Source organism: Pseudomonas sp., assembly GCF_035497915.1.
Classification (GTDB): Bacteria; Pseudomonadota; Gammaproteobacteria; order Pseudomonadales; family Pseudomonadaceae; genus Serpens.
Window position 1 is genome coordinate 13619 of sequence record NZ_DATJCS010000010.1, and the last position, 22400, is coordinate 36018.

Annotated in this window: 17 protein-coding genes and 1 pseudogene; 15 read left to right on the forward strand and 3 right to left on the reverse strand. The window is 65.5% G+C overall.

The features are described from left to right. The first annotated feature begins 313 nt into the window (after window positions 1-313). Window positions 314-1756, forward strand: a complete 1443-nt coding sequence (gene mgtE, locus VL129_RS02970) for a magnesium transporter (protein WP_325409916.1) — start codon at window positions 314-316, stop codon at window positions 1754-1756. A 60-nt stretch (window positions 1757-1816) separates the two neighbouring features. Here the strand turns inward: mgtE and VL129_RS02975 are convergent, their stop codons facing one another. The 3 genes from VL129_RS02975 to VL129_RS02985 all read right to left on the reverse strand — a co-directional run bounded on the left by VL129_RS02975 (window position 1817) and on the right by VL129_RS02985 (window position 6711). After that, on the reverse strand, window positions 1817-2146 hold the full coding sequence (locus VL129_RS02975; RefSeq protein ID WP_325409918.1) for an Arc family DNA-binding protein: 330 nt from the start codon (window positions 2144-2146) through the stop codon (window positions 1817-1819). A gap of 277 nt (window positions 2147-2423) precedes the next feature. Further along, a complete protein-coding gene (locus VL129_RS02980) occupies window positions 2424-5669 on the reverse strand; it encodes an EAL domain-containing protein (RefSeq protein ID WP_325409920.1) in 3246 nt (1081 codons plus the stop codon). Window positions 5670-5772: 103 nt separating this feature from the next. Continuing rightward, window positions 5773-6711, reverse strand: a complete 939-nt coding sequence (locus VL129_RS02985) for a LysR family transcriptional regulator (protein WP_325409922.1) — start codon at window positions 6709-6711, stop codon at window positions 5773-5775. A 155-nt stretch (window positions 6712-6866) separates the two neighbouring features. Between VL129_RS02985 and leuC the strand changes: the two genes are divergently transcribed. From leuC to VL129_RS03055, 14 genes and pseudogenes are all read left to right on the forward strand, one after another. Further along, entirely contained in the window at window positions 6867-8294 is a 1428-nt protein-coding gene (gene leuC / locus VL129_RS02990; protein ID WP_325409924.1) for a 3-isopropylmalate dehydratase large subunit, read from the forward strand. A gap of 11 nt (window positions 8295-8305) precedes the next feature. Then, a complete protein-coding gene (gene leuD, locus VL129_RS02995; RefSeq protein WP_325409926.1) occupies window positions 8306-8953 on the forward strand; it encodes a 3-isopropylmalate dehydratase small subunit in 648 nt (215 codons plus the stop codon). Window positions 8954-9051: 98 nt separating this feature from the next. Further along, window positions 9052-10134 carry a 3-isopropylmalate dehydrogenase gene (leuB, locus tag VL129_RS03000; protein ID WP_325409928.1) on the forward strand — a complete coding sequence of 361 codons (1083 nt, stop codon included), beginning with the start codon at window positions 9052-9054 and terminating at the stop codon, window positions 10132-10134. A gap of 65 nt (window positions 10135-10199) precedes the next feature. Beyond that, window positions 10200-11312 (forward strand): aspartate-semialdehyde dehydrogenase, encoded by a 1113-nt coding sequence (gene asd / locus VL129_RS03005; RefSeq protein ID WP_325409930.1) that lies wholly within the window; start codon window positions 10200-10202, stop codon window positions 11310-11312. Between the two features lie 88 nt (window positions 11313-11400). Next, window positions 11401-11490 (forward strand): annotated as a pseudogene (locus tag VL129_RS03010) (aspartate-semialdehyde dehydrogenase); the annotation flags it as partial. Window positions 11491-11627: 137 nt separating this feature from the next. Beyond that, entirely contained in the window at window positions 11628-14393 is a 2766-nt protein-coding gene (locus tag VL129_RS03015; RefSeq protein WP_325409932.1) for a motility hub landmark protein FimV, read from the forward strand. 3 nt (window positions 14394-14396) lie between these two features. Beyond that, entirely contained in the window at window positions 14397-15254 is an 858-nt protein-coding gene (gene truA, locus VL129_RS03020) for a tRNA pseudouridine(38-40) synthase TruA (protein WP_325409934.1), read from the forward strand. Between the two features lie 48 nt (window positions 15255-15302). Continuing rightward, window positions 15303-15935 (forward strand): phosphoribosylanthranilate isomerase, encoded by a 633-nt coding sequence (locus VL129_RS03025; protein WP_325409998.1) that lies wholly within the window; start codon window positions 15303-15305, stop codon window positions 15933-15935. Window positions 15936-16076: 141 nt separating this feature from the next. Next, window positions 16077-16961 (forward strand): acetyl-CoA carboxylase, carboxyltransferase subunit beta, encoded by an 885-nt coding sequence (gene accD / locus VL129_RS03030; RefSeq protein ID WP_325409936.1) that lies wholly within the window; start codon window positions 16077-16079, stop codon window positions 16959-16961. Further along, the gene (gene folC, locus VL129_RS03035; protein WP_325409938.1) at window positions 16958-18235 is read left to right on the forward strand and encodes a bifunctional tetrahydrofolate synthase/dihydrofolate synthase; all 1278 of its coding nucleotides are present in this window, start codon (window positions 16958-16960) and stop codon (window positions 18233-18235) included. The genes accD and folC overlap by 4 nt, the downstream gene beginning before the upstream one ends. A 32-nt stretch (window positions 18236-18267) precedes the next feature. Continuing rightward, window positions 18268-18873 (forward strand): SPOR domain-containing protein, encoded by a 606-nt coding sequence (locus VL129_RS03040; RefSeq protein WP_325409940.1) that lies wholly within the window; start codon window positions 18268-18270, stop codon window positions 18871-18873. Window positions 18874-18975: 102 nt separating this feature from the next. Further along, entirely contained in the window at window positions 18976-19509 is a 534-nt protein-coding gene (locus VL129_RS03045) for a CvpA family protein (protein WP_325409942.1), read from the forward strand. A 47-nt stretch (window positions 19510-19556) separates the two neighbouring features. Further along, complete coding sequence (purF, locus tag VL129_RS03050; protein ID WP_325409944.1) at window positions 19557-21062, forward strand: amidophosphoribosyltransferase; 1506 nt, start codon at window positions 19557-19559, stop codon at window positions 21060-21062. Window positions 21063-21127: 65 nt separating this feature from the next. After that, complete coding sequence (locus VL129_RS03055) at window positions 21128-22339, forward strand: O-succinylhomoserine sulfhydrylase (RefSeq protein ID WP_325409946.1); 1212 nt, start codon at window positions 21128-21130, stop codon at window positions 22337-22339. Window positions 22340-22400 lie beyond the last annotated feature (61 nt).

The following is a 22400-nucleotide window of genomic DNA, read 5'->3' on the forward strand; positions in this document are numbered from 1 at the left end:
CTCCTTCGTTTTTGGCGAGCCGAGTGTAGTCGGCAGGTGGATTCTTGCGGCGTGGCATGTGTCCTGGTGCGCAATCGGCGCGTCGCAAAACGCATCCGGTGAATGACCTGACTTTTTGCTGGCTCCGTCGAACTTCCATCGAGCGCGGCGGCCTGAGGCAGTGCTATCATCCCCGGCTCCGCCCCGAAGGGGTTCTGGAAATCGGCCCACCATGGACTTACCCAGTAGTTACTTATCCGTAATCTCGTTCGCCCTGTCGCGTATGGACTAAGGCCCCTTCGGCGCGCTCCGCCAGTGGGGGTGGAGTGCGTCAATGACCGAAGTAGAAGTCAAGAAAACCCAGGACAGCCTGCAAGACCGCCTGGCACAGGTAGTCGATCTGCTGCACCGGCATCGCCTGGTCGAAACCCTGGCCCATCGTCAGGAAGCCTCCAATCAGGAGGTCATCGACGATCTGGTGCGCCGTCAGAACCTGACGGAGCTGCAGCGCAAACTCGATGAGCTGCACCCGGCGGATATCGCCTACATCCTCGAAGCCCTGCCGCTCGATGAGCGCCTGACCGTCTGGCAACTGGTCAAGGCCGAGCGCGACGGCGACATCCTCCTCGAAGTGTCCGACGCGGTCCGGGAAACCCTGATCGCCGACATGGAAGACCACGAGCTGCTCGCCGCCGCCAAGGAAATGGACGTCGACGAGCTGGCCGACCTGGCGCCGGAACTGCCGCGCGACGTGGTCTACGAGCTGATGGAAAACCTCGACGCGCAGCAGCGCGAGCGCATGCGCTCGGTGCTCTCGTACGAGGAGGATCAGGTCGGCGCGCTGATGGACTTCGAGATGGTCACCATCCGCGAGGACGTCAGCCTGGAAGTGGTGCTGCGTTACCTGCGCCGCCTCAAGGAGCTGCCCGGGCATACCGACAAGTTGTTCGTGGTCGATCAGGACGGCGTGCTGACGGGCGTATTGCCGCTCAAGCGCCTGCTGGTCAGCGACCCGGAGCGCCAGGTGGGCGAGGTGATGTCCGATGATCCGGTAACCTTTAATCCGGACGAGGATGCCTACGATGCCGCCCAGGCGTTCGAGCGCTACGACCTGGTATCCGCCCCGGTGGTGGACAAGGCGGGCAAGCTGATCGGCCGTCTGACCATCGACGAGATGGTCGACCTGATCCGTGAGGAGAGCGAAAGCGAAGTCCTCAACATGGCCGGTCTGCGCGAGGAGGAGGACATCTTCGCCTCGGTGTGGAAATCGGTGCGCAACCGCTGGGCCTGGCTGGCGGTGAACCTGGTGACCGCCTTCATCGCCTCGCGGGTCATCGGCCTGTTCGACGGCGCCATCGAGAAGTTGGTGGCGCTGGCCGCCCTGATGCCCATCGTGGCGGGCATCGGTGGCAACTCGGGCAACCAGACCATCACCATGATCGTGCGGGCCATGGCCCTCGATCAGCTCGGTTCCGGCAACGCCGCCTGGCTGTTGCGCAAGGAGCTGGGCGTTGGCCTGGCCAATGGCCTGCTGTGGGGTGGGGTGATCGGCGCGGTGGCCTGGTGGCTATACGACAGCTGGTCGCTGGGCCTGGTGATGACGGCGGCGATGACCCTCAACCTGCTGCTGGCGGCATTGATGGGTGTGCTGATCCCGATCACCCTGGCGCGCATGGGGCGCGACCCGGCGATGGGGGCCAGCGTGATGATTACCGCGGTGACCGACAGTGGCGGTTTCTTCATCTTCCTTGGTCTGGCGACGCTGTTCCTCATGTAGCGGACAGGCAATAAAAAACCGGCCATGGGGCCGGTTTTTTATTGGAGGGAAGTTTGCCGCTCAATGCGTTTGCGAACCGGCCATTTCCATGTCGTTGGCAATCAGCGCAACCAGTGCGTTCTGCTGGCGACGGGTCAGCTGGCGGAAACACTGCAGCAGTTCACGCTCGCTCAGGGTCAGCTCGGGACTGTCCAGGCGCAGCGCCAGATCGTCGCCCAGCGAGGCTTCCTGCTGCATGCTCTGCTCAAGCCGGGCGATGATCTCGGAGTTCATGCTGCGGTGATGATTGCGGGCCACTTCGGCGATGCGATCGCGCATGCCGTCGGGCAAACGCACGACGAACTTGTCAGCGGTACGGCTGGAATAGATGGCCTGTTTCATGGGACGCATATGGATCACCGATCTAGTTCTAGGAATGAATGTTGAAGACTTAAAACCGCACGGTTTGACCATGGCAGAGTTTTAAAGTTCATCAACAAACTTCATTTATATCCGCACGGAAGTTGTGACTTCCTGCACATTCACAGCAAGGCGTAAATATTCTGGTCCACCTAAAGGCTTTTTGCCAGCACCGGTGGTCCATTCTTGCGATTGCCGCCGCAAACCGGTTTCGTAACGCCGATTGCCGTGCGTGTTTTGTGCACTGCCGCGCACCTCGCCGAATGGCCTAGTCGGAGTTGGCGGGTGAATTGCACAGCAGCAGGTCATGAAGATCGGCCAGAGGCACCGGCTGGCTGAACAGGAAACCCTGGTACAGCTGACAGTTCTCGTCGCGCAGGAAATCCAGCTGTTCGCTGCGCTCGACGCCTTCGGCGATGGTCTGCAGGCCCAGGCTGGTGGCCATGGCAATGATGGCGCGGATGATTTCACTGTCGTTGCCGTTGAGCGGGACGTCGCGCACGAAGGACTGATCGATCTTTAGCACATCCACGGGGAGGCGCTTGAGCTGGGTAAGGGATGAATAGCCGGTGCCGAAATCGTCCATGGCGAAGCCGATGCCCAGGCGCTTGAGGCGCTGCATCTTGTTCACGGTGTCCTCGATATTGCGGATGGCCACGTTCTCGGTGATTTCCAGCTTGAGCATGCGCGGCGGCAGGCGGCTGGTGTTCAGGCAGCGTTCGATGCCGTCGTAGAATTCTGGGTGGCGAAACTGCCGGGGGCTGATGTTGACGCACAGGGTGAAACTGTCCTGGCGGATCAGGCCTTCCTCCAGCAGCTTTGCACAGCAGCGGCAGGCCTCGTTCAGTACCCATAGCCCCACGTCGTGGATCAGGCCGCTTTCCTCCAGCACCTGCATGAAGGCTTCCGGTGACTGCAGGCCGTAGACCGGATGATTCCAGCGCAACAGCGCCTCGGCCCCGACGATCTGCCCGCTGCGGGCGTCCACCTGGGGTTGGAAGCGCACCTCGAACTGCTCGCGCAGCAGCGCCTGGCGCAGGTCATTCTCGATGCGCAGCCGCTCACTCACCTGTTCCTGCATGCGGCTGCGGAACAGGTGCAGACGGTTGCGTCCGGAATCCTTGGCGCGGTACAGGGCGATATCGGCCCGCTTGAGCAAGTCGTCGGGATTGGTGCCGTGGTCGGGAATCAGTGCGACACCGATGCTGGTGGTGACCTGCAACTGGTGACCGTCCACTTCCATGGGTTCGGCCAGATGTGCGCGCAGGTGTTCAGCCACCTGGCGCACCTGGCGGATCACCTGGGCGCGCTTGCCTTCCAGGCCGGACAGCAGCACCACGAACTCGTCGCCGCCCAGGCGCGCCACGGTGTCTTCCTGACGCACGTTGGCCTCCAGGCGCGCGGTCGTCATCTTGAGCACCGCGTCGCCCACCGGGTGCCCCAGCGAATCGTTGATGTGCTTGAAATGGTCAAGGTCGATGAACATCACTGCGCCGCGCAGATGGTGGCGGTTGAGCAGGGCGATCTGCTGGGTCAGGCGATCCAGCAGCAGGGCCCGGTTGGGCAGGTTGGTCAGCGGGTCGTGGTAGGCCAGGTGCTGGATCTGCGCCTGGGCGGCCTTGAGCTGACTGATGTCGCGGGCGGTGATCAGCAGGCATTCGCCGCCGTTCAGGCTCAGCGTCTCCACCGAGACTTCGGCGAACTTCGGGTGACCGTCGCGATCCAGCAGATGCACCTCGGTGCGCGGCAGGCGGCCGTTGCTGGTGATGGTGTCGACGATCTCCTGGCGCTGCTGGGGATCGATGTGCAGGCTCAGTTCGTCGAGGCGGCGGCCGGTGACTTCTTCCGGGGTGTAGCCGGTGAGACGGCGAAAGCCTTCGTTGACTTCCAGGAAGCGCCGTTCGCCCCGTTCCAGCAGGCAGATGGCGTCGGGACTGGAATGGAAGGCCTTGGCAAACTTTTCCTCGCTGGCCTGCAGCGCGCGGGTGGCCTGCTGCAGGCGGGTGATGTCGTGGAACGAGGTGGCGAGGTAGCGGTCGCCCTGCATCGCCAGATAGCGGCAGGAGATCAGGCAGGTGACGTGCCGGCCATCCTTGCCGCGGAAGCGGGCCAGGGCGCCATCCAGCACCCGCTTGCGATTCAGTTCCTCGATCACTTCGGCACGCCGCTGGTAATCCTCCCAGAAGCCGATTTCCCGGGCGGTCCGGCCAATCAGTTCGGCGGGCGACCAGCCGAAGACCTCGCTGAAGCAGGGGTTGATGTCGACGAAGCGACCGCTCTGCGGTTCGGACACCGAAATGGGCACCGGGCTGCCCTGGAACAGGGTCGAGAACTTCTCTTCCGAGGCGCGCAGACGCTGTTCGTAGAGCACTCTGCCGGTCATGTCGTTGAGGATGCCGGTCATGCGCAGGGGGTTGCCCTGGGCGTCGCGGTACAACCGCGCGGTGCTTTCCAGGTAGTGGATTTCGCCGCAGGGCATGCGTGCGCGGTAGCTCAAGCGGCATTCGCTGTCGCTGCCGGTGAGCAGCGAGCGATAGGCCTTGCGCAGGCTTTCCCGGTCCTCCTCGTGCACGGTGCGGAAGAAGGTGCGGAAATCGCAGCTGGCGTCGGGCAGCGTCAGGCCGTGCATGCCGAAGGTGCGCGGCGTGCCTTGCAGGCTGTCGCTGGGAATGTGCCACTCCCAGGTGCCCAGGTTGGCCGATTCCAGGGCCAGGGCCAGCCGTTCGCGGCTGTCGCGCAGGGCCTGTTCCTGGGCGCGCAGCTGCGAGACGTCGCGCACCGTGATGACCACGCAGGGGCTGCCATGCAGCTCGATGGGGGCGCCAAAGAAACGGAAGGTGCCAATGCGGCCGTCGCGCCGACGCAGGCGCGCTTCGAAGTCGCGCAGGCTGCCATGGCGGGCAAGCTGCTCGAGCATTCGTTCGCGTTCCTGGGCGTCGACCCACAGGTTCAGCTCTTCCGAGGTGCGGCCGATGGCCAGTTCCTTGCTCCAGCCGAACGTGTTGACGAAGCCCCTGTTGATCTCGATGAAGCACCCGGTCTGCAGGTCGCTGATGGCGATGGGGTCGGGCGACTCGCGGAAGGCCTTGGTGAAGATGTCCTCGTGCTGCCGGTCTTCGGTGTTCAGCGTGATGTCGCGGGCCACGCCGGTCAGCTGGCGGCGGCCATCGGGCAGCTCATGCGCCCGGGCGCCGATTTCCAGCCAGTGGTGGCCGCCGCCTGGCCAGTGGATATGTTGGGTCATGGGCGGCAGGGTTTCACCGCGCAGGATGCGTCGGAAATAGCGCAGCACGCGGATGCGTTCGCCGGCCGGGATGAGGCGCAGATACTGGCGGGCGGACGTCGGCGGCGCCTGGCGCAGGCCAAAGGGATGATGGGTGCCATGGGCCCAGCTGACTTGGCCGGAGGTCGGGTCCCATAACCAGACGCCGAGCCGCGCGCAGTCCAGCGCCGTCTCCAGCACGCCATTGTCGTGGGGTAGCTGGGCATCCGTTCCGGCATCCTGGGTTGGCATCGCCCGCTCACTCATCGTCGGCCACATAAAACGCTGCCCATGTTCCTCGTTTCCCGCCCTCCCTGCCTGGAACGGTTCTGCATTTTTGCCCGGCGAGGGCCGTTCAGGCGGACTCCGGTTCCTCTTTCACCCGCCGGGCATCCAGCAGCGCCATGAAGGCGCGGGCGGCATTCGACAGAGTGCGCTCGGTATGCAGCACGTAGCCCAGCCGTCGAGTCAGTTGCGGCCCCGGCAGGGTCAGGCGCACCACCTGATCGTCCAGCATGGTGCGCGGCAGCAGGCTCCAGGCCAGTCCGATGGAGACCATCATCTTGATGGTCTCCAGATAGTTGGTGCTCATGGCTACCTGGGGTGTCAGGCCGGCCGCTTCGAACAGTCTATGCACGATTCGGTGGGTGAACGTGTGCGCCCCGGGAAAAACCGCCGGATGGGCGGCCACGTCGGCCAGGGTCAGGGCGCCGTTGCGCGCCAGCGGGTGTTCCGGGGCGGCGACGAAATCCAGCGGGTCCTCCCAGACCGGTACGGCGCGCAGCGGTGCAAGGGTATCCGGCGTCCGGGCTGCCGGCATACGGGCTCCCGACGTCCGGGCCTCCGGCGCCAGGGTGATCACCGCCAGCTCGGCGCGTCCCTGCAGGACGTCCTCGTAGGCCACTTCGGAATCCAGAAAACGGATGTCCAGGCTGACTGCCGGATAGCGGCGGGTAAACTCGCGCAGCACCGGGGGCAGGCGATGCAGGCCGATGTGGTGACTGGTGGCCAGGGTCAGGCGGCCGCTCACCTCGCCGTTGAGATTGGCCAGGGCGCGGCGAGTGTCCTCCAGTTCACCGAGGATGCGATAGGCGCGCGGCAGCAGCGCGCGCCCGGCTTCGGTGAGTCCGACCTCTCGTCCGAGGCGGTCGAAAAGGCGCACCTCCAGCTGTTGCTCCAGTGCAAAGATGCGCTTGCTAACTGCGGGCTGCGTCAGGTGGAGGCGCTCGCCCGCGAGCGAGAAGCTGCCGTTCTCGGCGACGGCAATGAAGGCGTTGAGGGTGGCAAGGTCCATGACGGCGTCTCGTGGGGTAGGGGGGGCGGTATTCCTAATAGGAATTCGCTAGATAAAAAATATGAATTTGAGTAATTCATGGCAAGCCCCTAGCATCGACCCCATAAGTGCAAGGGGCATTGCACCCGCACGCGCAACCGATGAGGAAGAGTCCGATGGCTGGCAAAACGCTGTATGACAAGCTCTGGGAGATGCATGAGGTCAAGCGCCGTGACGATGGTTCGTCGCTGATCTACATCGACCGCCACATCCTCCATGAAGTGACCTCGCCCCAGGCCTTCGAAGGCCTGCGTCTGGCCGGCCGCAAGCCGTGGCGCATCGACGCCAACATCGCTACCCCGGACCACAACGTGCCGACCACCAAGGCCGAGCGCCAGGGCGGTCTGGAAGCCATCGCCGACGAGGTATCGCGCATCCAGGTGCAGACCCTCGACGAGAACTGCGACGATTTCGGCATCCTCGAATTCAAGATGAACGATGTCCGTCAGGGCATCGTCCACGTCATCGGCCCGGAGCAGGGCGCCACCCTGCCAGGCATGACCGTGGTCTGCGGCGACTCGCATACCTCGACCCACGGCGCCTTCGGTGCGCTGGCCCACGGCATCGGCACCTCGGAAGTCGAGCATGTGCTGGCCACCCAGTGCCTGGTCGCCAAGAAGATGAAGAACATGCAGGTGCGCGTCGAAGGCAAGCTGCCGTTCGGCGTCACCGCCAAGGACATCGTGCTGGCCGTGATCGGCAAGATCGGCACCGCCGGCGGCAACGGCCACGCCCTGGAATTCGCCGGCAGCGCCATTCGCGACCTGTCCATGGAAGGCCGCATGACCCTGTGCAACATGGCCATCGAAGCGGGCGCTCGCGTCGGCATGGTGGCGGTGGATGACAAGACCATCGCGTATGTTGAAGGTCGTCCCTATGCGCCGAAGGGCGCCGAGTGGGATGCCGCCGTGGCCCTCTGGAAGGGGCTGGTGTCCGACGCCGATGCGACGTTCGACACCGTGGTCGAGCTGAAGGCCGAAGACATCAAGCCGCAGGTCAGCTGGGGCACCTCGCCGGAAATGGTGCTGGCTGTGGATCAGCGCGTGCCGGACCCGGCAGCCGAAGCCGATCCGGTCAAGCGCGACTCCATCGTGCGCGCCCTCAAGTACATGGGCCTGAGCGCCAACCAGCCGATCACCGCGATCAAGCTGGACCGCGTATTCATCGGTTCCTGCACCAACTCGCGCATCGAGGACCTGCGTGCAGCCGCCGAGGTGGCCAAGGGTCGCAAGGTCGCCGCCAACGTCAAGCAGGCGCTGGTGGTGCCGGGCTCCGGCCTGGTCAAGCAGCAGGCCGAAGCCGAAGGTCTGGACAAGATCTTCATCGAGGCCGGCTTCGAATGGCGTGAACCGGGCTGCTCCATGTGCCTGGCCATGAACCCGGACAAGCTGGGCAGCGGCGAGCATTGCGCCTCCACCTCCAACCGCAACTTCGAAGGGCGCCAGGGCGCCGGCGGTCGTACCCACCTGGTGAGCCCGGCGATGGCCGCCGCCGCCGCGGTGACCGGCCACTTCATCGACGTTCGCGAACTGCTTCAGGCCTGAGGACACGAGACATGAAAGCCTTTACCCAACACACCGGCCTGGTCTGCCCGCTGGATCGCGCCAACGTCGACACCGACCAGATCATTCCCAAGCAATTCCTCAAGTCGATCAAGCGCACCGGCTTCGGCCCCAACCTGTTCGACGAGTGGCGCTACCTGGATGTCGGCCAGCCGAACCAGGACTGCTCGCAGCGCCCGGTGAACCAGGACTTCGTGCTGAATTTCCCGCGCTACCAGGGCGCCAGCGTGCTGCTGGCTCGCGAGAACTTCGGCTGCGGCTCGTCCCGTGAACACGCACCGTGGGCGCTGGAAGAGTACGGTTTCCGTACCATCATCGCGCCGAGCTTCGCCGACATCTTCTTCAACAACAGCTTCAAGAACGGCCTGCTGCCGATCGTGCTGAAGGAAGAAGAAGTCGATGCGCTGTTCCGGCAGGCCGAGGCCACCGAGGGCTATCGGCTCACCGTGGATCTGGCCGCGCAGACGGTCACCCGTCCGGACGGCGTGCAGTACCGCTTCGAGATCGATGCCTTCCGCAAGCACTGCCTGCTCAGCGGGCTGGATGACATCGGCCTGACCCTGCAGGACGCGGATGCCATCAAGGCGTTCGAGAGCAAGCACCGGCAGGCCCAGCCCTGGCTGTTCGGCGCGATCAAGTAATGCGATGAGGTCGGGTGGATGACGCTTCATCCATCCACCTTGCAGAGTTTTCGGTGGATGAAAACGCGTCATCCACCCTACGAAAATAGAGGAATGCAATGAGCAAGCAGATTCTGGTTCTCCCCGGCGACGGTATCGGCCCGGAAATCATGGCCGAGGCCGTCAAGGTCCTGCAGCTGGCCAACGAGAAATACAACCTGGCGTTCGAGCTGAGCTATGACGAGCTGGGTGGCGCGGCCATCGATAAGTACGGCGTGCCGCTGGCCGACGAGACCCTGGAACGCGCGCGCCAGGCCGACGCCATCCTGCTCGGCGCCGTGGGCGGTCCGAAGTGGGACACCATCGATCCGGCCATCCGTCCCGAGCGCGGTCTGCTGAAGATCCGTTCGCAACTGGGCCTGTTCGGCAACCTGCGCCCGGCGCTGCTGTATCCGCAGCTGGCCGCTGCCTCGAGCCTCAAGCCCGAGATCGTGGCTGGCCTGGACATCCTCATCGTTCGCGAACTGACCGGTGGTATCTATTTCGGCGCTCCGCGCGGCACCGAAACCCTGGCCAACGGCGAGCGCAAGGCCTACGACACCCTGCCGTACAGCGAAAGCGAGATCCGTCGCATCGCCAAGGTCGGCTTCGACATGGCCATGGTGCGCAACAAGAAGCTCTGCTCGGTGGACAAGGCCAACGTGCTGGCTTCCAGCCAGCTGTGGCGCGCGGTGGTCGTGGAAGTCGCCAAGGATTACCCCGAAGTCGAGCTGTCGCACATGTACGTCGACAACGCCGCCATGCAGCTGGTGCGCGCGCCCAAGCAGTTCGACGTGATCGTCACCGACAACATGTTCGGCGACATCCTGTCGGATGAGGCTTCCATGCTCACCGGTTCCATCGGCATGCTGCCGTCGGCGTCGCTGGATGCCAGCAACAAGGGCATGTACGAGCCCTGCCACGGCTCCGCGCCGGACATCGCCGGCAAGGGCATCGCCAACCCGCTGGCCACCATCCTCTCGGTGTCCATGATGCTGCGCTACAGCTTCGCCGAGACGGCTGCCGCCGATGCCATCGAGCAAGCGGTCAGCCTGGTGCTGGACCAGGGTCTGCGCACCGGCGACATCTGGTCGGAAGGCTGCACCAAGGTAGGCACCCGCGAAATGGGTGACGCAGTAGTCGCGGCGCTGCGGAACCTGTAATCTCACCGGCCTGCCGCCCGCGGGCGGCAGGCCCACTTTCCTTTTTCGAGGGTGTAGTTACAAAGATGAAACGTGTAGGTCTGATCGGCTGGCGTGGCATGGTGGGTTCCGTGCTCATGCAGCGCATGCGTGAAGAACGGGACTTCGACCTGATCGAGCCGGTGTTCTTCACTACCTCCAATGTCGGCGGCCAGGGCCCCGAGATCGGCAAGGACATCGCGCCGCTGAAGGACGCCTACAGCCTCGATGAACTCAAGTCCCTCGATGTGATCCTCACCTGCCAGGGTGGCGACTACACCAGCGAGGTCTATCCCAAGCTGCGCGAAGCCGGCTGGCAGGGCTACTGGATCGACGCCGCCTCGACGCTGCGCATGGCCGATGACGCGGTCATCGTCCTGGATCCGGTCAACCGCCGGGTCATCGACCAGCAGCTGGATGCTGGCGTCAAGAACTACATCGGCGGCAACTGCACCGTCAGCCTTATGCTGATGGCTCTCGGCGGCCTGTACGAAGCCGGGCTGGTGGAGTGGATGAGCGCCATGACCTACCAGGCCGCCTCCGGCGCCGGCGCGCAGAACATGCGCGAGCTGATCAAGCAGATGGGCACTATTCACGGTGCGGTGGCCGACGACCTGGCCAATCCGGCCAGTGCCATCCTCGATATCGACCGCAAGGTGGCCGAGGCCATGCGCGGCGAGGCCTTCCCGGTGGATCATTTCGGCGTGCCGCTGGCTGGCAGCCTGATCCCCTGGATCGACAAGGAGCTGCCCAACGGCCAGAGTCGCGAAGAGTGGAAGGGCCAGGCCGAGACCAACAAGATCCTGGGTCGCAACAAGAGCCCGATTCCGGTGGATGGCCTGTGCGTGCGCATTGGCGCCATGCGCTGCCACAGTCAGGCGCTGACCATCAAGCTCAACAAGGATGTGCCGCTGTCGGATATCGAAGGGCTGATCAGCCAGCACAATCCCTGGGTCAGGCTGGTGCCTAACCATCGCGAACAGTCCATGCGCGAACTGGGTCCGACCGCAGTCACCGGCACGCTGAACGTTCCGGTCGGGCGTCTGCGCAAGCTCAACATGGGTTCCCAGTACCTGGGCGCCTTCACCGTTGGTGATCAGCTGTTGTGGGGTGCGGCCGAGCCGCTGCGTCGCATGCTGCGCATCCTTCTGGAGCGTTGATCGCCTGCGATCGGCACAGAACGCCACGGTTTGTCCGTGGCGTTCTGCTTTTCGTCACCCGGCGCCTCGTGCAGGTTGCCGGTCGGCGCGACTTGATTTGTGGATTGTGTCCGATAACGTCCGGAAAGGCTCCGCAACGAATGACGTGTGCGCGGCTCGGTTGTTGATAAAACGGTACCCGTCAAAGATACTTACCGAAATTTTCAAGGGCTTAACCCACTTGACGCTAAGGTCGAGACAGGAAGCCGGCCTCGTTCTGGCCATAGAGGCGTGTCCGCCTCCTTGTCGCCAGAGGGAAAGTACAAGGAAACCAATATGGCTCGGATTCGCAAACTGGTGCTGGCAATTGCGGCTGCTTCGGCGCTTTCCTCCGGGGTCGCTCATGCGCTGGGATTGGGGGAAATTTCTCTACAATCGGCCCTGAACCAGCCTTTGGTTGCTGAAATCGAACTGTTGGATGTGCGGAGCCTGACTTCCACGGAAGTCATGCCATCGCTGGCCTCGGCGGAGGAGTTTCAGAGGGCCGGGGTCGACCGTCCCTTCTTCCTGAACGACCTGCAGTTCTCCCCGGTCATCACCGCCCAGGGCAAGAGCATCATCCGCATCAGTTCCAGCAAGCCGGTGCGCGAGCCCTATCTGAATTTCCTCGTCGAAGTGCACTGGCCGAGTGGTCGTGCGCTTCGCGAGTACACCGTGCTGCTCGATCCGCCGCTCTACAACCCGCAGAACAGCGCGGATGTTGCACCGCAGCTGGCTGTCGCCGCGCCGACGGCCCAGCCGCAGAGTCAGTCCGCGGCCCGCGCGCCGCAGCCGACGCGTAGCGCACCGTCCACCGTGCGGCCCGTCGCGCCTCAGCCCGAGCGGCAGAGTGAATACCGTACGGTCGCCCATGACACGCTGTGGGAAATCGCCGCGCGTCATCAGCGTGGTAACGCCACGGTCCAGCAGACCATGCTGGCGATCCAGGATCTGAACCCCAGCGCCTTCATCAACGACAACATCAACCTGCTCAAGACCGGCCAGGTGCTGCGCCTGCCCGACGAGCAGCAGATCGCCGCCCGCACCCGCCGCGAAGCCATCGCCCGGGTTGCCGAGCAGAACGCTGCCTGGCAGGCCTGGCGACAGGCGCGCAGTCAGGTTGCCGGCGAACGCCAGCTGGACGCCACCCGGCGGACCGCCGCCGGCGCGGCGCCCGCGCAGGTGGAGCTTGGCGACAGCCTGCGACTGGTCGCCGGCAGCGAGGGTCGTTCGGCAGAGGGTCAGGATGCCGGCAACGCCGACGCAATGGCCGACAAGCTGGCGGTGGCCCAGGAGAACCTGGACACCTCCCGGCGCGCCAGTGCGGAACTCGAAGGCCGCATGGGTGATCTGCAGAGCCAGCTGGACAAGCTGCAGCGCCTGATCGAACTGAAGGACAGCCGGCTGGCCCGTCTGCAGTCCCGCCTGGCGGAGGAGGAGCAGGCAGCCCAACAGGCTCCTGAGGCCACCACTGAACCGGCGCCTGCCGCATCCGAGGCGCCGCAGCAGAACCCGGCGGCGTCGGACCAGCCAGTGGCGGCGCCGGAGGAGGCGCGCAGCGATGATGCTGCGCCCGGCGCCTCTGCGGCGCCGCTGCAAAGTGTGATCGAACAGCCGGCCCCTGCGCCGGCTGAAGTGCTTCAGAGCGTCGTGCCCGTCGTCGATCCGGCCCAGCCGGCGGCGAACGAGTCCGGCCTGCAGGGCTATGTCGACCGCCTGCTGGCCGATCCGCTCCTGCTGGGCGCCATTGGCGGCGGCAGCCTGCTGGCGCTGCTGCTGGCCCTGATGGCGCTGTCCCGCCGCAATGCGCTCAAGGAGGCCGAGCTGCAGGAAGGGCTCGGGCTGAGCGATGACGATCAGGCATTCAGTGAGGAGCTGGCGCTGCCCAGCAGCAGCTTCGACGATCTCGGCGGGGTTTCCCGCAACGGCAAGTCGGGCGCCAAGGCGGATGAAGCGGTCGATGTGCTGGGCGAGGCCAACATCTACATCGCTTACGGCCGTTTCAACCAGGCCGCCGAGCTGCTGCTCAATACCCTGGATGAGCAGCCCGAGCGTCGGGACCTGCGCCTGAAGCTGATGGAAGTGTTCGCCGAACAGGGCGACCGCGCCGGCTTCCAGCAGCAGGAAGCCGAACTGCGTGAAGTCGGCGGCGCCGACAGCGAAATCCGCCAGTTGAAGAGCCGTTATCCGGACATCGCCCAGGCGCCGGTTGCCGCCCCGGTCGCGGCCGGGGCGTTGGCCGTCGGCGCAACCGCTGGAGCGGTCGCCCTGACTGACTGGCAGGATACGCAGGAGGAGCCGCTGCCCAGCCTGGACGAGCTGAGCTTCGATGACGAGCTGCAGGTGTCCGCGCCGCTGGCCGCGCCGACTGCGTCGAACGATTTCGACAAGCCTCTGCCGGATTTCGATGCGCTGGACTTCGATCTGCAGCTGGATAGCGAGCCGAGTCTGGGCGACCTGCCGGTTGCCGAACCGGTGGCGCCGGCGAGCGTGCCCGCGGACAAGCCGGTCGAGCCCGAGCCCGAAGCACTGTCCGACCTGGAATTCACCCTGGACGACCCGTTCGAGTCGCTGGAATCCTTCGACGACGAAGGCGTCGAGAACGAGGACGACCTGCCCGAGCTCGAGTTGCCGACGCTGAACGCCATCGAGACGCCCGGGCGCGAGGCCGAACTGTCGATGTTGCCGGAGGATTTCGATCTCTCCCTGGCCGAGGCCGAGCAGCTGCTGTCCGGTGATGAGCCGGAGCCGTCGGCGGTGGATGATTTCGAGGCCGAGCTGGAGCGCGTGAACGCCCAGCTGGACACCCTCACCGACGAACTGGAAATGCCCGCCGTCGAGCCGCCGCCGTTCGACATCACGGATCTGGGACCGCTGGAGGACGATGAAGATTTCGACTTCCTCTCCGGCACCAACGAAACCGCCACCAAGCTTGACCTGGCCCGTGCGTACATCGACATGGGCGACAGCGAGGGCGCCCGAGACATCCTCGATGAGGTGCTGGGCGAAGGTGACGATAGTCAGAAAAACGAAGCGCGAGAGCTGATGGCCCGCCTGAGCTGATAGATGACCCAAGCAGTAGTAGCAGTATCACCAGCGGCAGCCGAAGTGGCTGCCGCTGGCGTTTACAGGATCGCCCTGGGCGTGGAGTACAAGGGGTCGCGTTATCGCGGCTGGCAGCGCCAGCGTGAGGGTGTGCCCTCCGTCCAGGAGACGCTGGAGCGTGCATTGAGTGAGGTGGCCGCAGAGCCGATCACCCTCGAGTGCGCCGGGCGCACCGATGCTTCCGTGCACGCCAGTGGTCAGGTGGTGCATTTCGATACGCGTGTCGAGCGGCCGCTGATCGCCTGGGTAATGGGTGCCAACGCCAATCTGCCCGGCGATATCAGTGTCTGCTGGGCGAAGGTGATGCCGGCTGATTTTCATGCGCGCTTCAAGGCCTGTGCGCGCCGTTACCGCTATGTGATCTACAACGATCCGGTGCGTCCCGCCCATATGGCCGAGGAGGTCACCTGGAACCATCGCCCGCTGGATGTGGCGCGCATGCGCGAGGCGGCCCGCCTGTTGGTGGGTACCCATGATTTCAGCTCATTCCGTGCCTTGAAGTGCCAGGCCAAGTCGCCGATCAAGACGGTTCACCACCTGAACGTGATCGAGCATGGCCGCTTCATTGTCCTCGATGTGCGCGCCAACGCCTTCCTGCACCACATGGTGCGCAACTTCGCCGGCGTGCTGATGACTATCGGTGCCGGTGAGCGTCCGGTGGAGTGGATCAGCGAGATCCTTGCAGCCCGGGACCGGCGTGCCGGCGGCGTCACCGCGCATCCGTATGGTCTGTACCTGGTGCAGGTCGAATACCCTGAGCCGTTCGAGCTGCCGCAGCGTTACCTCGGGCCGCATTTCCTCTCCGCCCTGCCGGACTGACACGGGTCGCTGGCGCTGCTACCATCCAGCCCTGTTTCAAAGGAGCCTATCGTGGTCGTTCGCAGCAAGATCTGTGGCATTACCCGCATCGAGGACGCGCTGCTCGCCGCCGAGGCGGGTGCCGACGCCATCGGGCTGGTGTTCTACGACAAGAGCCCGCGCGCCGTGGATGTGCGCCAGGCGCGCGCCATCCTGGCGGCGCTGCCGCCGTTCGTGACCAGTGTCGGCCTGTTCGTCAACGCCAGCCGCTGCTTCATCGGCGAGGTGCTGGATGCCGTGCCGCTGGACCTCCTGCAGTTCCACGGTGATGAAACCCCGGAGCAGTGCGAAGGGCACGGTCGTCCCTGGTTCAAGGCGCTGCGCGTGCGTCCGGGTGACGACCTGCGCGCCGAGGCCGCCCGGTTCAGCGGCGCGCGGGCGATCCTGCTGGACGCCTACGTGCCCGGCGTGCCAGGTGGCACGGGCGAGCGCTTCGACTGGAAGCTGATTCCCGCCGACCTGCCCCGGCCGCTGATCCTGGCCGGCGGGCTGACGCCCGACAATGTGGCCGAGGCCATTTCCTCGGTGCGCCCTTACGGCGTGGATGTCAGTGGTGGGGTGGAAGCCTCCAGGGGCATCAAGGACGCCGCAAAGGTGGCGGCGTTCATCCAGCGCGTGCGCGAGGCTGGCAACGGCATGTGACGAGCGCGATGGCTCGGCCGTCTTTAGCTCCAATCGTCGGCAGAACCGAGACCCCGGGCGGGCCCGGGCTTGTGTCGGCAAATACTGAGAATTCACCCCTGGCGTGCAACGTCTCGGGTATCGAAGCTGCGGAGAACAATGATGAGCAACTGGCTGGTAGACAAGCTGATCCCTTCGATCATGCGTTCCGAGGTTACGAAGAGCTCGGTTCCGGAAGGTCTGTGGCACAAGTGCCCGTCCTGCGATGCGGTGCTGTACAAGCCCGAGCTGGAAAAGAACCTGGACGTCTGCCCCAAGTGCAACCACCACATGCGCATCAATGCGCGCACCCGCCTGAACATGTTCCTGGACCCGGAAGGCCGCGAGGAGCTGGGCGTGGACCTGGAACCGGTGGACCGTCTGAAGTTCCGCGACAGCAAGAAATACAAGGACCGCCTGGTGGCCGCCCAGCGCGACACCGGCGAGAAGGACGCCCTGGTGGCCATGCGTGGCCAGCTGCAGGGCATGCCGATCGTGGCGGCCGCCTTCGAGTTCTCCTTCATGGGCGGTTCCATGGGCTCGATCGTCGGTGAGCGCTTCGTGCGTGCCGCCAACGTGGCCCTGGAGCAGCGCATTCCCTTCGTGTGCTTCTCCGCCTCGGGTGGCGCGCGCATGCAGGAAGCGCTGATCTCCCTGATGCAGATGGCCAAGACTTCCGCCGCGCTGGCGCGCCTGCGCGAGGAAGGCATCCCCTTCGTCTCGGTGCTGACCGACCCGGTCTACGGCGGCGTGTCCGCCAGTCTGGCCATGCTCGGCGATGTCATCGTCAGCGAGCCGCGCGCCCTGATCGGCTTCGCCGGTCCGCGCGTGATCGAGCAGACCGTGCGCGAGAAGCTGCCGGAAGGCTTCCAGCGCGGCGAGTTCCTGCTGGCCCATGGCGCCATCGACCTGATCATCCCGCGCCATGAGCTGCGCGAGCGCCTGGCCCGTCTGCTGGCCCAGTTCATGAATCTGCCGACTCCGGTGGAAGTGCCTCGCTACGCATGAAGACCCTCGCCGACTGGCTGAGCTACCTCGAACAGCTGCACCCCAGCGCCATCGACATGGGGCTGGAGCGCGCCGGTGAGGTGGCTCGGCGCCTCGGCCTGGGACGGCCCGCATCCACGGTGATCACGGTCACCGGCACCAACGGCAAGGGCTCCACCTGCGCGCTGCTGGCCGCGCTGTTGCGCGCGCAGGGGCATCGCGTGGGCGCCTACAGTTCGCCGCACCTGCTGCGCTACAACGAGCGGGTGCGCATCGACGATCGGGATGCCAGCGATGCCGACCTGTGTGCCGCCTTCGCGGCGGTCGAGCAGGCGCGCGGCGAGATTTCCCTGACCTATTTCGAGATGGGCACCCTGGCGGCCTTCTGGCTGTTCGAGCGCGCCGCGCTGGACTTCGCCGTGCTGGAGGTGGGGCTGGGTGGGCGGCTGGACGCCGTCAACCTGGTGGACGCCGATCTGGCACTGGTGACCAGCATCGCCGTGGATCACAGCGAATGGCTGGGCGACAGCCGCGAGTCGGTGGCCGTCGAGAAGGCGGGCATCTTCCGCGCCGGCAAGCCGGCACTCTGCGGCGATCCGCAACCGCCGGCCGTGCTGGAACAGCGCGCCGCCGCGCTGGGCGCACCCTTCTGGCAGCGCGGCCGGGATTTCGACCTGAGCATCGGGGCCGAGCGCTGGCACTGGCGGGGCCAGGATGCACACGGCGCGGCCCTGGCGCTGCGCGATCTGCCCCTGTTGAACCTGCCGATGCAGAATGCCGCCCTGGCGCTGCAGGCCTACGCATTGCTCGATCAGCCGTGGCAGCCGGAGCGCCTGCAGCAGGCGCTGCGCGAGGCGCGTGTCACCGGGCGCCTGGATCGTCGCACGTTGCGCCATCACGGGCGACGCGTGTCGCTGCTGCTGGATGTCGGCCATAATCCCCACGCCGCCGCCTACCTCGCCGAGCGGCTGGAAACGCTCACGGGACGCCGCCTGGCGGTGTTTGGCCTGCTGGCCGACAAGGACCTGGAGGGCGTGCTCGACCCGCTGCTGGCCAAGATTGACCGCTGGGCCGTGGCCGACCTGCCCACGCCACGCACGCGCAGTGGCGCGGTGCTGGAAGCCGCGTTGCGCGCGCGGGGTGCGCAGGCCGCCAGCTATCCGTCGATCGGCGCGGCGCTGGATGCCTGTTGCGCCGAAGCGGGTGAGGGTGACGAGGTGCTGGTGTTCGGATCGTTCTACAGCGTGGCCGCAGCCCTGGAGTGGCTCGACCAGGCGGGATGCGAAGACAGCTGATCGCGCCGTCGCGCTGAACCAAGGAGTGTGAGATGGCTTTGCTGGACCGGGGACTCAAGCAACGAATCGTCGGCGCGCTGGTGCTGGTGGCGCTGGCGGTGATCTTCCTGCCCATGCTGCTGACCCGTGAGGACGAGTTGCGGCATGTGCGGGTCGAGGCGCCGCCCATGCCGCCGATGCCGGCACTGCCGGACATCCGCACGGTGCCGGTCCCGATTCCCGAGCCCCTGCCGGATGAGCCGGTGCCGGCCGAGCCGGCCGCACCGATCGGTGCGCTGCCGCTGCCGCCGGTCAGTTCCGCCGAGCCGCGTGTCACGCCCGCTCCCGCGCCGAAGGCCGCCGCCGAACCGGCGCCGGCGGTGCGCAAGGCGCCCGAAGCGCGACTGGATGCCAACAACCTGCCGGTTACCTGGTCCGTGCAGCTGGCGAGTTTCAGCAATCGCGACAATGCGCTGAAACTGCAGAAAACCCTGCGCGCCCAGGGCTACAACGCCTACGTGCGTACCTTCGAGAGCTGGAACCGGGTGTTCGTCGGACCGGTCATCGAGAGCGCCGAGGCCAAGCGCCTGCGCGACCAGTTGCATCGCCAGCACAAGCTGGACGGCAAGGTGGTGCGCTTCCAGCCCGAGCGCGGCTGACGAACACGCTGTCGAGGGCCTGCTGCATGCAGGCCGCTGCTTACCGCTGGCCAGCGGCTCTGTTAAAATGCCGGCCCCTTTTCCTCGCTGGCCTCCATCACCGTGTCGTTTTCCTGGGTCGATTGGGCAATCATCGCCGTCATACTGGTTTCCGGGTTGATCAGCCTCCGGCGCGGCTTCATCAAGGAAGCCCTGTCACTGGTCATCTGGATCGTTGCCGGCGCCATTGCCTGGCTGTTCGGTGGCGCGCTGGCCGAGCACCTGGGTGGCTATATCGAGACACCATCCGCGCGCACCATCGCCGCCTGCGCCATCCTGTTCGTGGCCACGCTGCTGGTCGGCGCGCTGATCAGCTTCCTGTTTGGCGAGCTGGTGCGCGCCACCGGCCTGACCGGCACCGACCGGCTGCTGGGCATGGTCTTCGGCGTGGCCCGTGGTGCGCTGCTGGTCGTGGTGCTGGTCGGGCTGCTCAGTCTGGCGCCGGTACAGCAGGACAACTGGTGGCGGGAGTCTTCCCTGGTACCGCACTTCCTGATGGTGGCGGACTGGTCCAAGAACCTGATCCTCAACAACGTTGGTCAGTGGATGATCGAAGGTTCAGCCGCCGCGCAGCAATTCGGCGCGGCTGGTCGCTAACAGAGAGCCCTGGCTCTCTCCATGATTCATGAGTGAGGTTGCGTCACATGTGTGGCATCGTCGGTATCGTCGGCAAGTCGAACGTCAATCAGGCGCTGTATGACGCGCTTACCGTGCTCCAGCACCGCGGCCAGGATGCCGCCGGCATCGTGACCTGTGAAAACGGTCACCTGCACATGCGCAAGGAAAACGGCCTGGTGCGTGACGTGTTCCGTCAGCGCCACATGCAGGAACTGGAGGGTGCCATCGGCATCGGCCATGTGCGCTACCCGACCGCCGGTAGCTCCAGCTCCGCCGAGGCGCAGCCGTTCTACGTGAACTCGCCCTATGGCATCACCCTGGCGCACAACGGCAACCTGACCAACGTCGAACAGCTGGCGCAGGAGATCTACGCCGCCGACCTGCGTCACGTGAACACCAATTCCGACTCCGAAGTGCTGCTCAACGTGTTCGCGCACGAGCTGGCGCTGCGCGGCAAGCTGCGCCCCAGCGAAGAGGACATCTTCGCCGCCGTTTCCAAGGTGCACGAGCGTTGCCGTGGCGGTTACGCCGTGGTGGCCATGGTCACCGGCTACGGCCTGGTGGGCTTCCGCGACCCGAACGGCATTCGCCCGATCGTCTTCGGTCAGCGTCACACCGACGAAGGCGTCGAGTACATGATCGCCTCGGAAAGCGTTGCCCTCGACGTGCTGGGCTTCACGGTGATCCGCGACCTGGCCCCGGGTGAAGCGGTGTACATCACCGAGGACGGCAAGCTGTTCACCCGCCAGTGCGCACAGAATCCGCATCTGACCCCGTGCATCTTCGAGTACGTCTACCTGGCGCGTTCCGACTCCATCATGGACGGCGTGTCGGTGTACAAGGCGCGCCTGCGCATGGGCGAGAAGCTGGCCGAGAAGATCCGCCGCGAGCGGCCGGACCACGACATCGATGTGATCATCCCGATCCCCGACACCAGCCGTACCTCGGCGCTCGAGCTGGCCAACCACCTGGGCGTGAAGTTCCGCGAGGGCTTCGTGAAGAACCGCTACATCGGCCGCACCTTCATCATGCCCGGCCAGGCGGCGCGCAAGAAGTCGGTGCGCCAGAAGCTCAACGCCATCGACCTCGAGTTCCGTGGCAAGAACGTCATGCTGGTGGACGACTCCATCGTGCGCGGCACCACCTGCAAGCAGATCATCCAGATGGCCCGCGACGCCGGCGCCAAGAAGGTCTACTTCTGCTCGGCCGCGCCGGAAGTGCGCTACCCGAACGTGTACGGCATCGACATGCCCAGCGCCCATGAGCTGATCGCCCACAACCGCACCGCCGAACAGGTGGCCGAGCTGATCGGCGCCGACTGGCTGGTCTACCAGGATCTGGCCGATCTCAAGGAAGCGGTAGGCGGCGGCAAGGTGAAGATCGACGAGTTCGACTGCGCGGTGTTCGATGGCAAGTACGTCACCGGCGACGTGGACGAGGCCTATCTGCAGCGCATCGACCAGGCGCGCAACGACCTGACCAAGAGCAAGCAGAACGCGGTCAACGCGATCATCGACCTGTACAACAACTGATCCGACGCACCCGGGCGGCGGCGCGGTCGCCGTGCCGAATGCGCCGCCACCCAAGGTGTAATGCAATGACGAAAGAATGGGATGCCGGCCGGCTCGACAGTGATCTGAGCGACGCGGGTCTGGATACCCTGGCGGTGCGTGCGGGACAGCACCGCACGCCCGAGGGTGAGCACAGCGAGGCGCTGTTCCTCTCCTCCAGCTACGTGTTCCGCAGCGCGGCCGATGCCGCCGCGCGCTTCGCCGGCGAACAGCCCGGCAATGTCTACTCCCGCTACACCAATCCCACGGTGCGCACCTTCGAGGAGCGCATCGCCGCCATGGAAGGGGCCGAGCAGGCGGTCGGCACCGCCTCCGGCATGGCAGCCATCCTCGCCATGGTGATGAGCCTGTGCAGCGCCGGCGACCATGTGCTGGTGTCGCGCAGCGTGTTTGGTTCCACCATCAGCCTGTTCGACAAGTACTTCAAGCGCTTCGGCATCACGGTGGACTACCCGCCGCTGGCCGACCTGGATGCCTGGGCGGCGGCCTGCAAGCCGAACACCAGGCTGTTCATCGTCGAATCGCCGTCCAACCCGCTGGCCGAGCTGGTGGACATCGCCGCACTGGCCGAAGTGGCCCACGCCCACGGCGCGCTGCTGGCGGTGGACAACTGCTTCTGCACCCCGGTGCTGCAGAAGCCGCTGGCGCTGGGCGCCGATATCGTCATCCACTCGGCCACCAAGTACATCGACGGCCAGGGTCGCTGCCTGGGCGGCGTGGTGGTCGGTTCCGCCAAGCTGATGCAGGAGGTGGTCGGCTTCCTGCGCACCGCCGGCCCGACGCTCAGCCCGTTCAACGCCTGGCTGTTCATCAAGGGCCTGGAAACCCTCAGGGTGCGCATGCAGGCCCACTGCGCCAGCGCCCAGGCCATCGCCGAGTGGCTGGAGCGGCAGCCGCAGGTCGAACGCGTCTACTACGCAGGCCTGCCCAGCCATCCGCAGCACGCGCTGGCCAAGCGTCAGCAGAGCGGTTTCGGTGCCGTGGTGAGCTTCGAGGTGAAGGGCGGCAAGGAGAACGCCTGGAAGGTGATCGATGCGACCCGCATGATCTCCATCACCACCAACCTGGGCGACACCAAGACCACCATCGCGCACCCGGCCAGCACCTCCCACGGCCGCCTCAGTGCCGAGGCGCGCGCCGCCGCCGGGATCAGCGACAGCCTGATCCGTGTCGCCGTTGGCCTGGAAGACGTGGATGACATCCGCAACGACCTGGCTCGTGGGTTGGCGCTGATCTGAGGCTGGGCACCGGGGGCGGCGGCTGCCGCCCTTGGCCGGGATAAACCCGGCCCTACACGGG

Coding starts and splice junctions, on each gene's coding strand:
- asd (WP_325409930.1), top strand. CDS start 10,200: ATGAAACGTGTAGGTCTGATCGGCTGGCGTGGCATGGTGGGTTCCGTG.
- leuD (WP_325409926.1), top strand. CDS start 8,306: ATGAAAGCCTTTACCCAACACACCGGCCTGGTCTGCCCGCTGGATCGC.
- VL129_RS02980 (WP_325409920.1), bottom strand. CDS start 5,669: ATGCCAACCCAGGATGCCGGAACGGATGCCCAGCTACCCCACGACAAT.
- leuC (WP_325409924.1), top strand. CDS start 6,867: ATGGCTGGCAAAACGCTGTATGACAAGCTCTGGGAGATGCATGAGGTC.
- folC (WP_325409938.1), top strand. CDS start 16,958: ATGAAGACCCTCGCCGACTGGCTGAGCTACCTCGAACAGCTGCACCCC.
- VL129_RS03055 (WP_325409946.1), top strand. CDS start 21,128: ATGACGAAAGAATGGGATGCCGGCCGGCTCGACAGTGATCTGAGCGAC.
- truA (WP_325409934.1), top strand. CDS start 14,397: ATGACCCAAGCAGTAGTAGCAGTATCACCAGCGGCAGCCGAAGTGGCT.
- purF (WP_325409944.1), top strand. CDS start 19,557: ATGTGTGGCATCGTCGGTATCGTCGGCAAGTCGAACGTCAATCAGGCG.
- VL129_RS03015 (WP_325409932.1), top strand. CDS start 11,628: ATGGCTCGGATTCGCAAACTGGTGCTGGCAATTGCGGCTGCTTCGGCG.
- leuB (WP_325409928.1), top strand. CDS start 9,052: ATGAGCAAGCAGATTCTGGTTCTCCCCGGCGACGGTATCGGCCCGGAA.
- VL129_RS02975 (WP_325409918.1), bottom strand. CDS start 2,146: ATGCGTCCCATGAAACAGGCCATCTATTCCAGCCGTACCGCTGACAAG.
- mgtE (WP_325409916.1), top strand. CDS start 314: ATGACCGAAGTAGAAGTCAAGAAAACCCAGGACAGCCTGCAAGACCGC.
- VL129_RS02985 (WP_325409922.1), bottom strand. CDS start 6,711: ATGGACCTTGCCACCCTCAACGCCTTCATTGCCGTCGCCGAGAACGGC.
- accD (WP_325409936.1), top strand. CDS start 16,077: ATGAGCAACTGGCTGGTAGACAAGCTGATCCCTTCGATCATGCGTTCC.
- VL129_RS03040 (WP_325409940.1), top strand. CDS start 18,268: ATGGCTTTGCTGGACCGGGGACTCAAGCAACGAATCGTCGGCGCGCTG.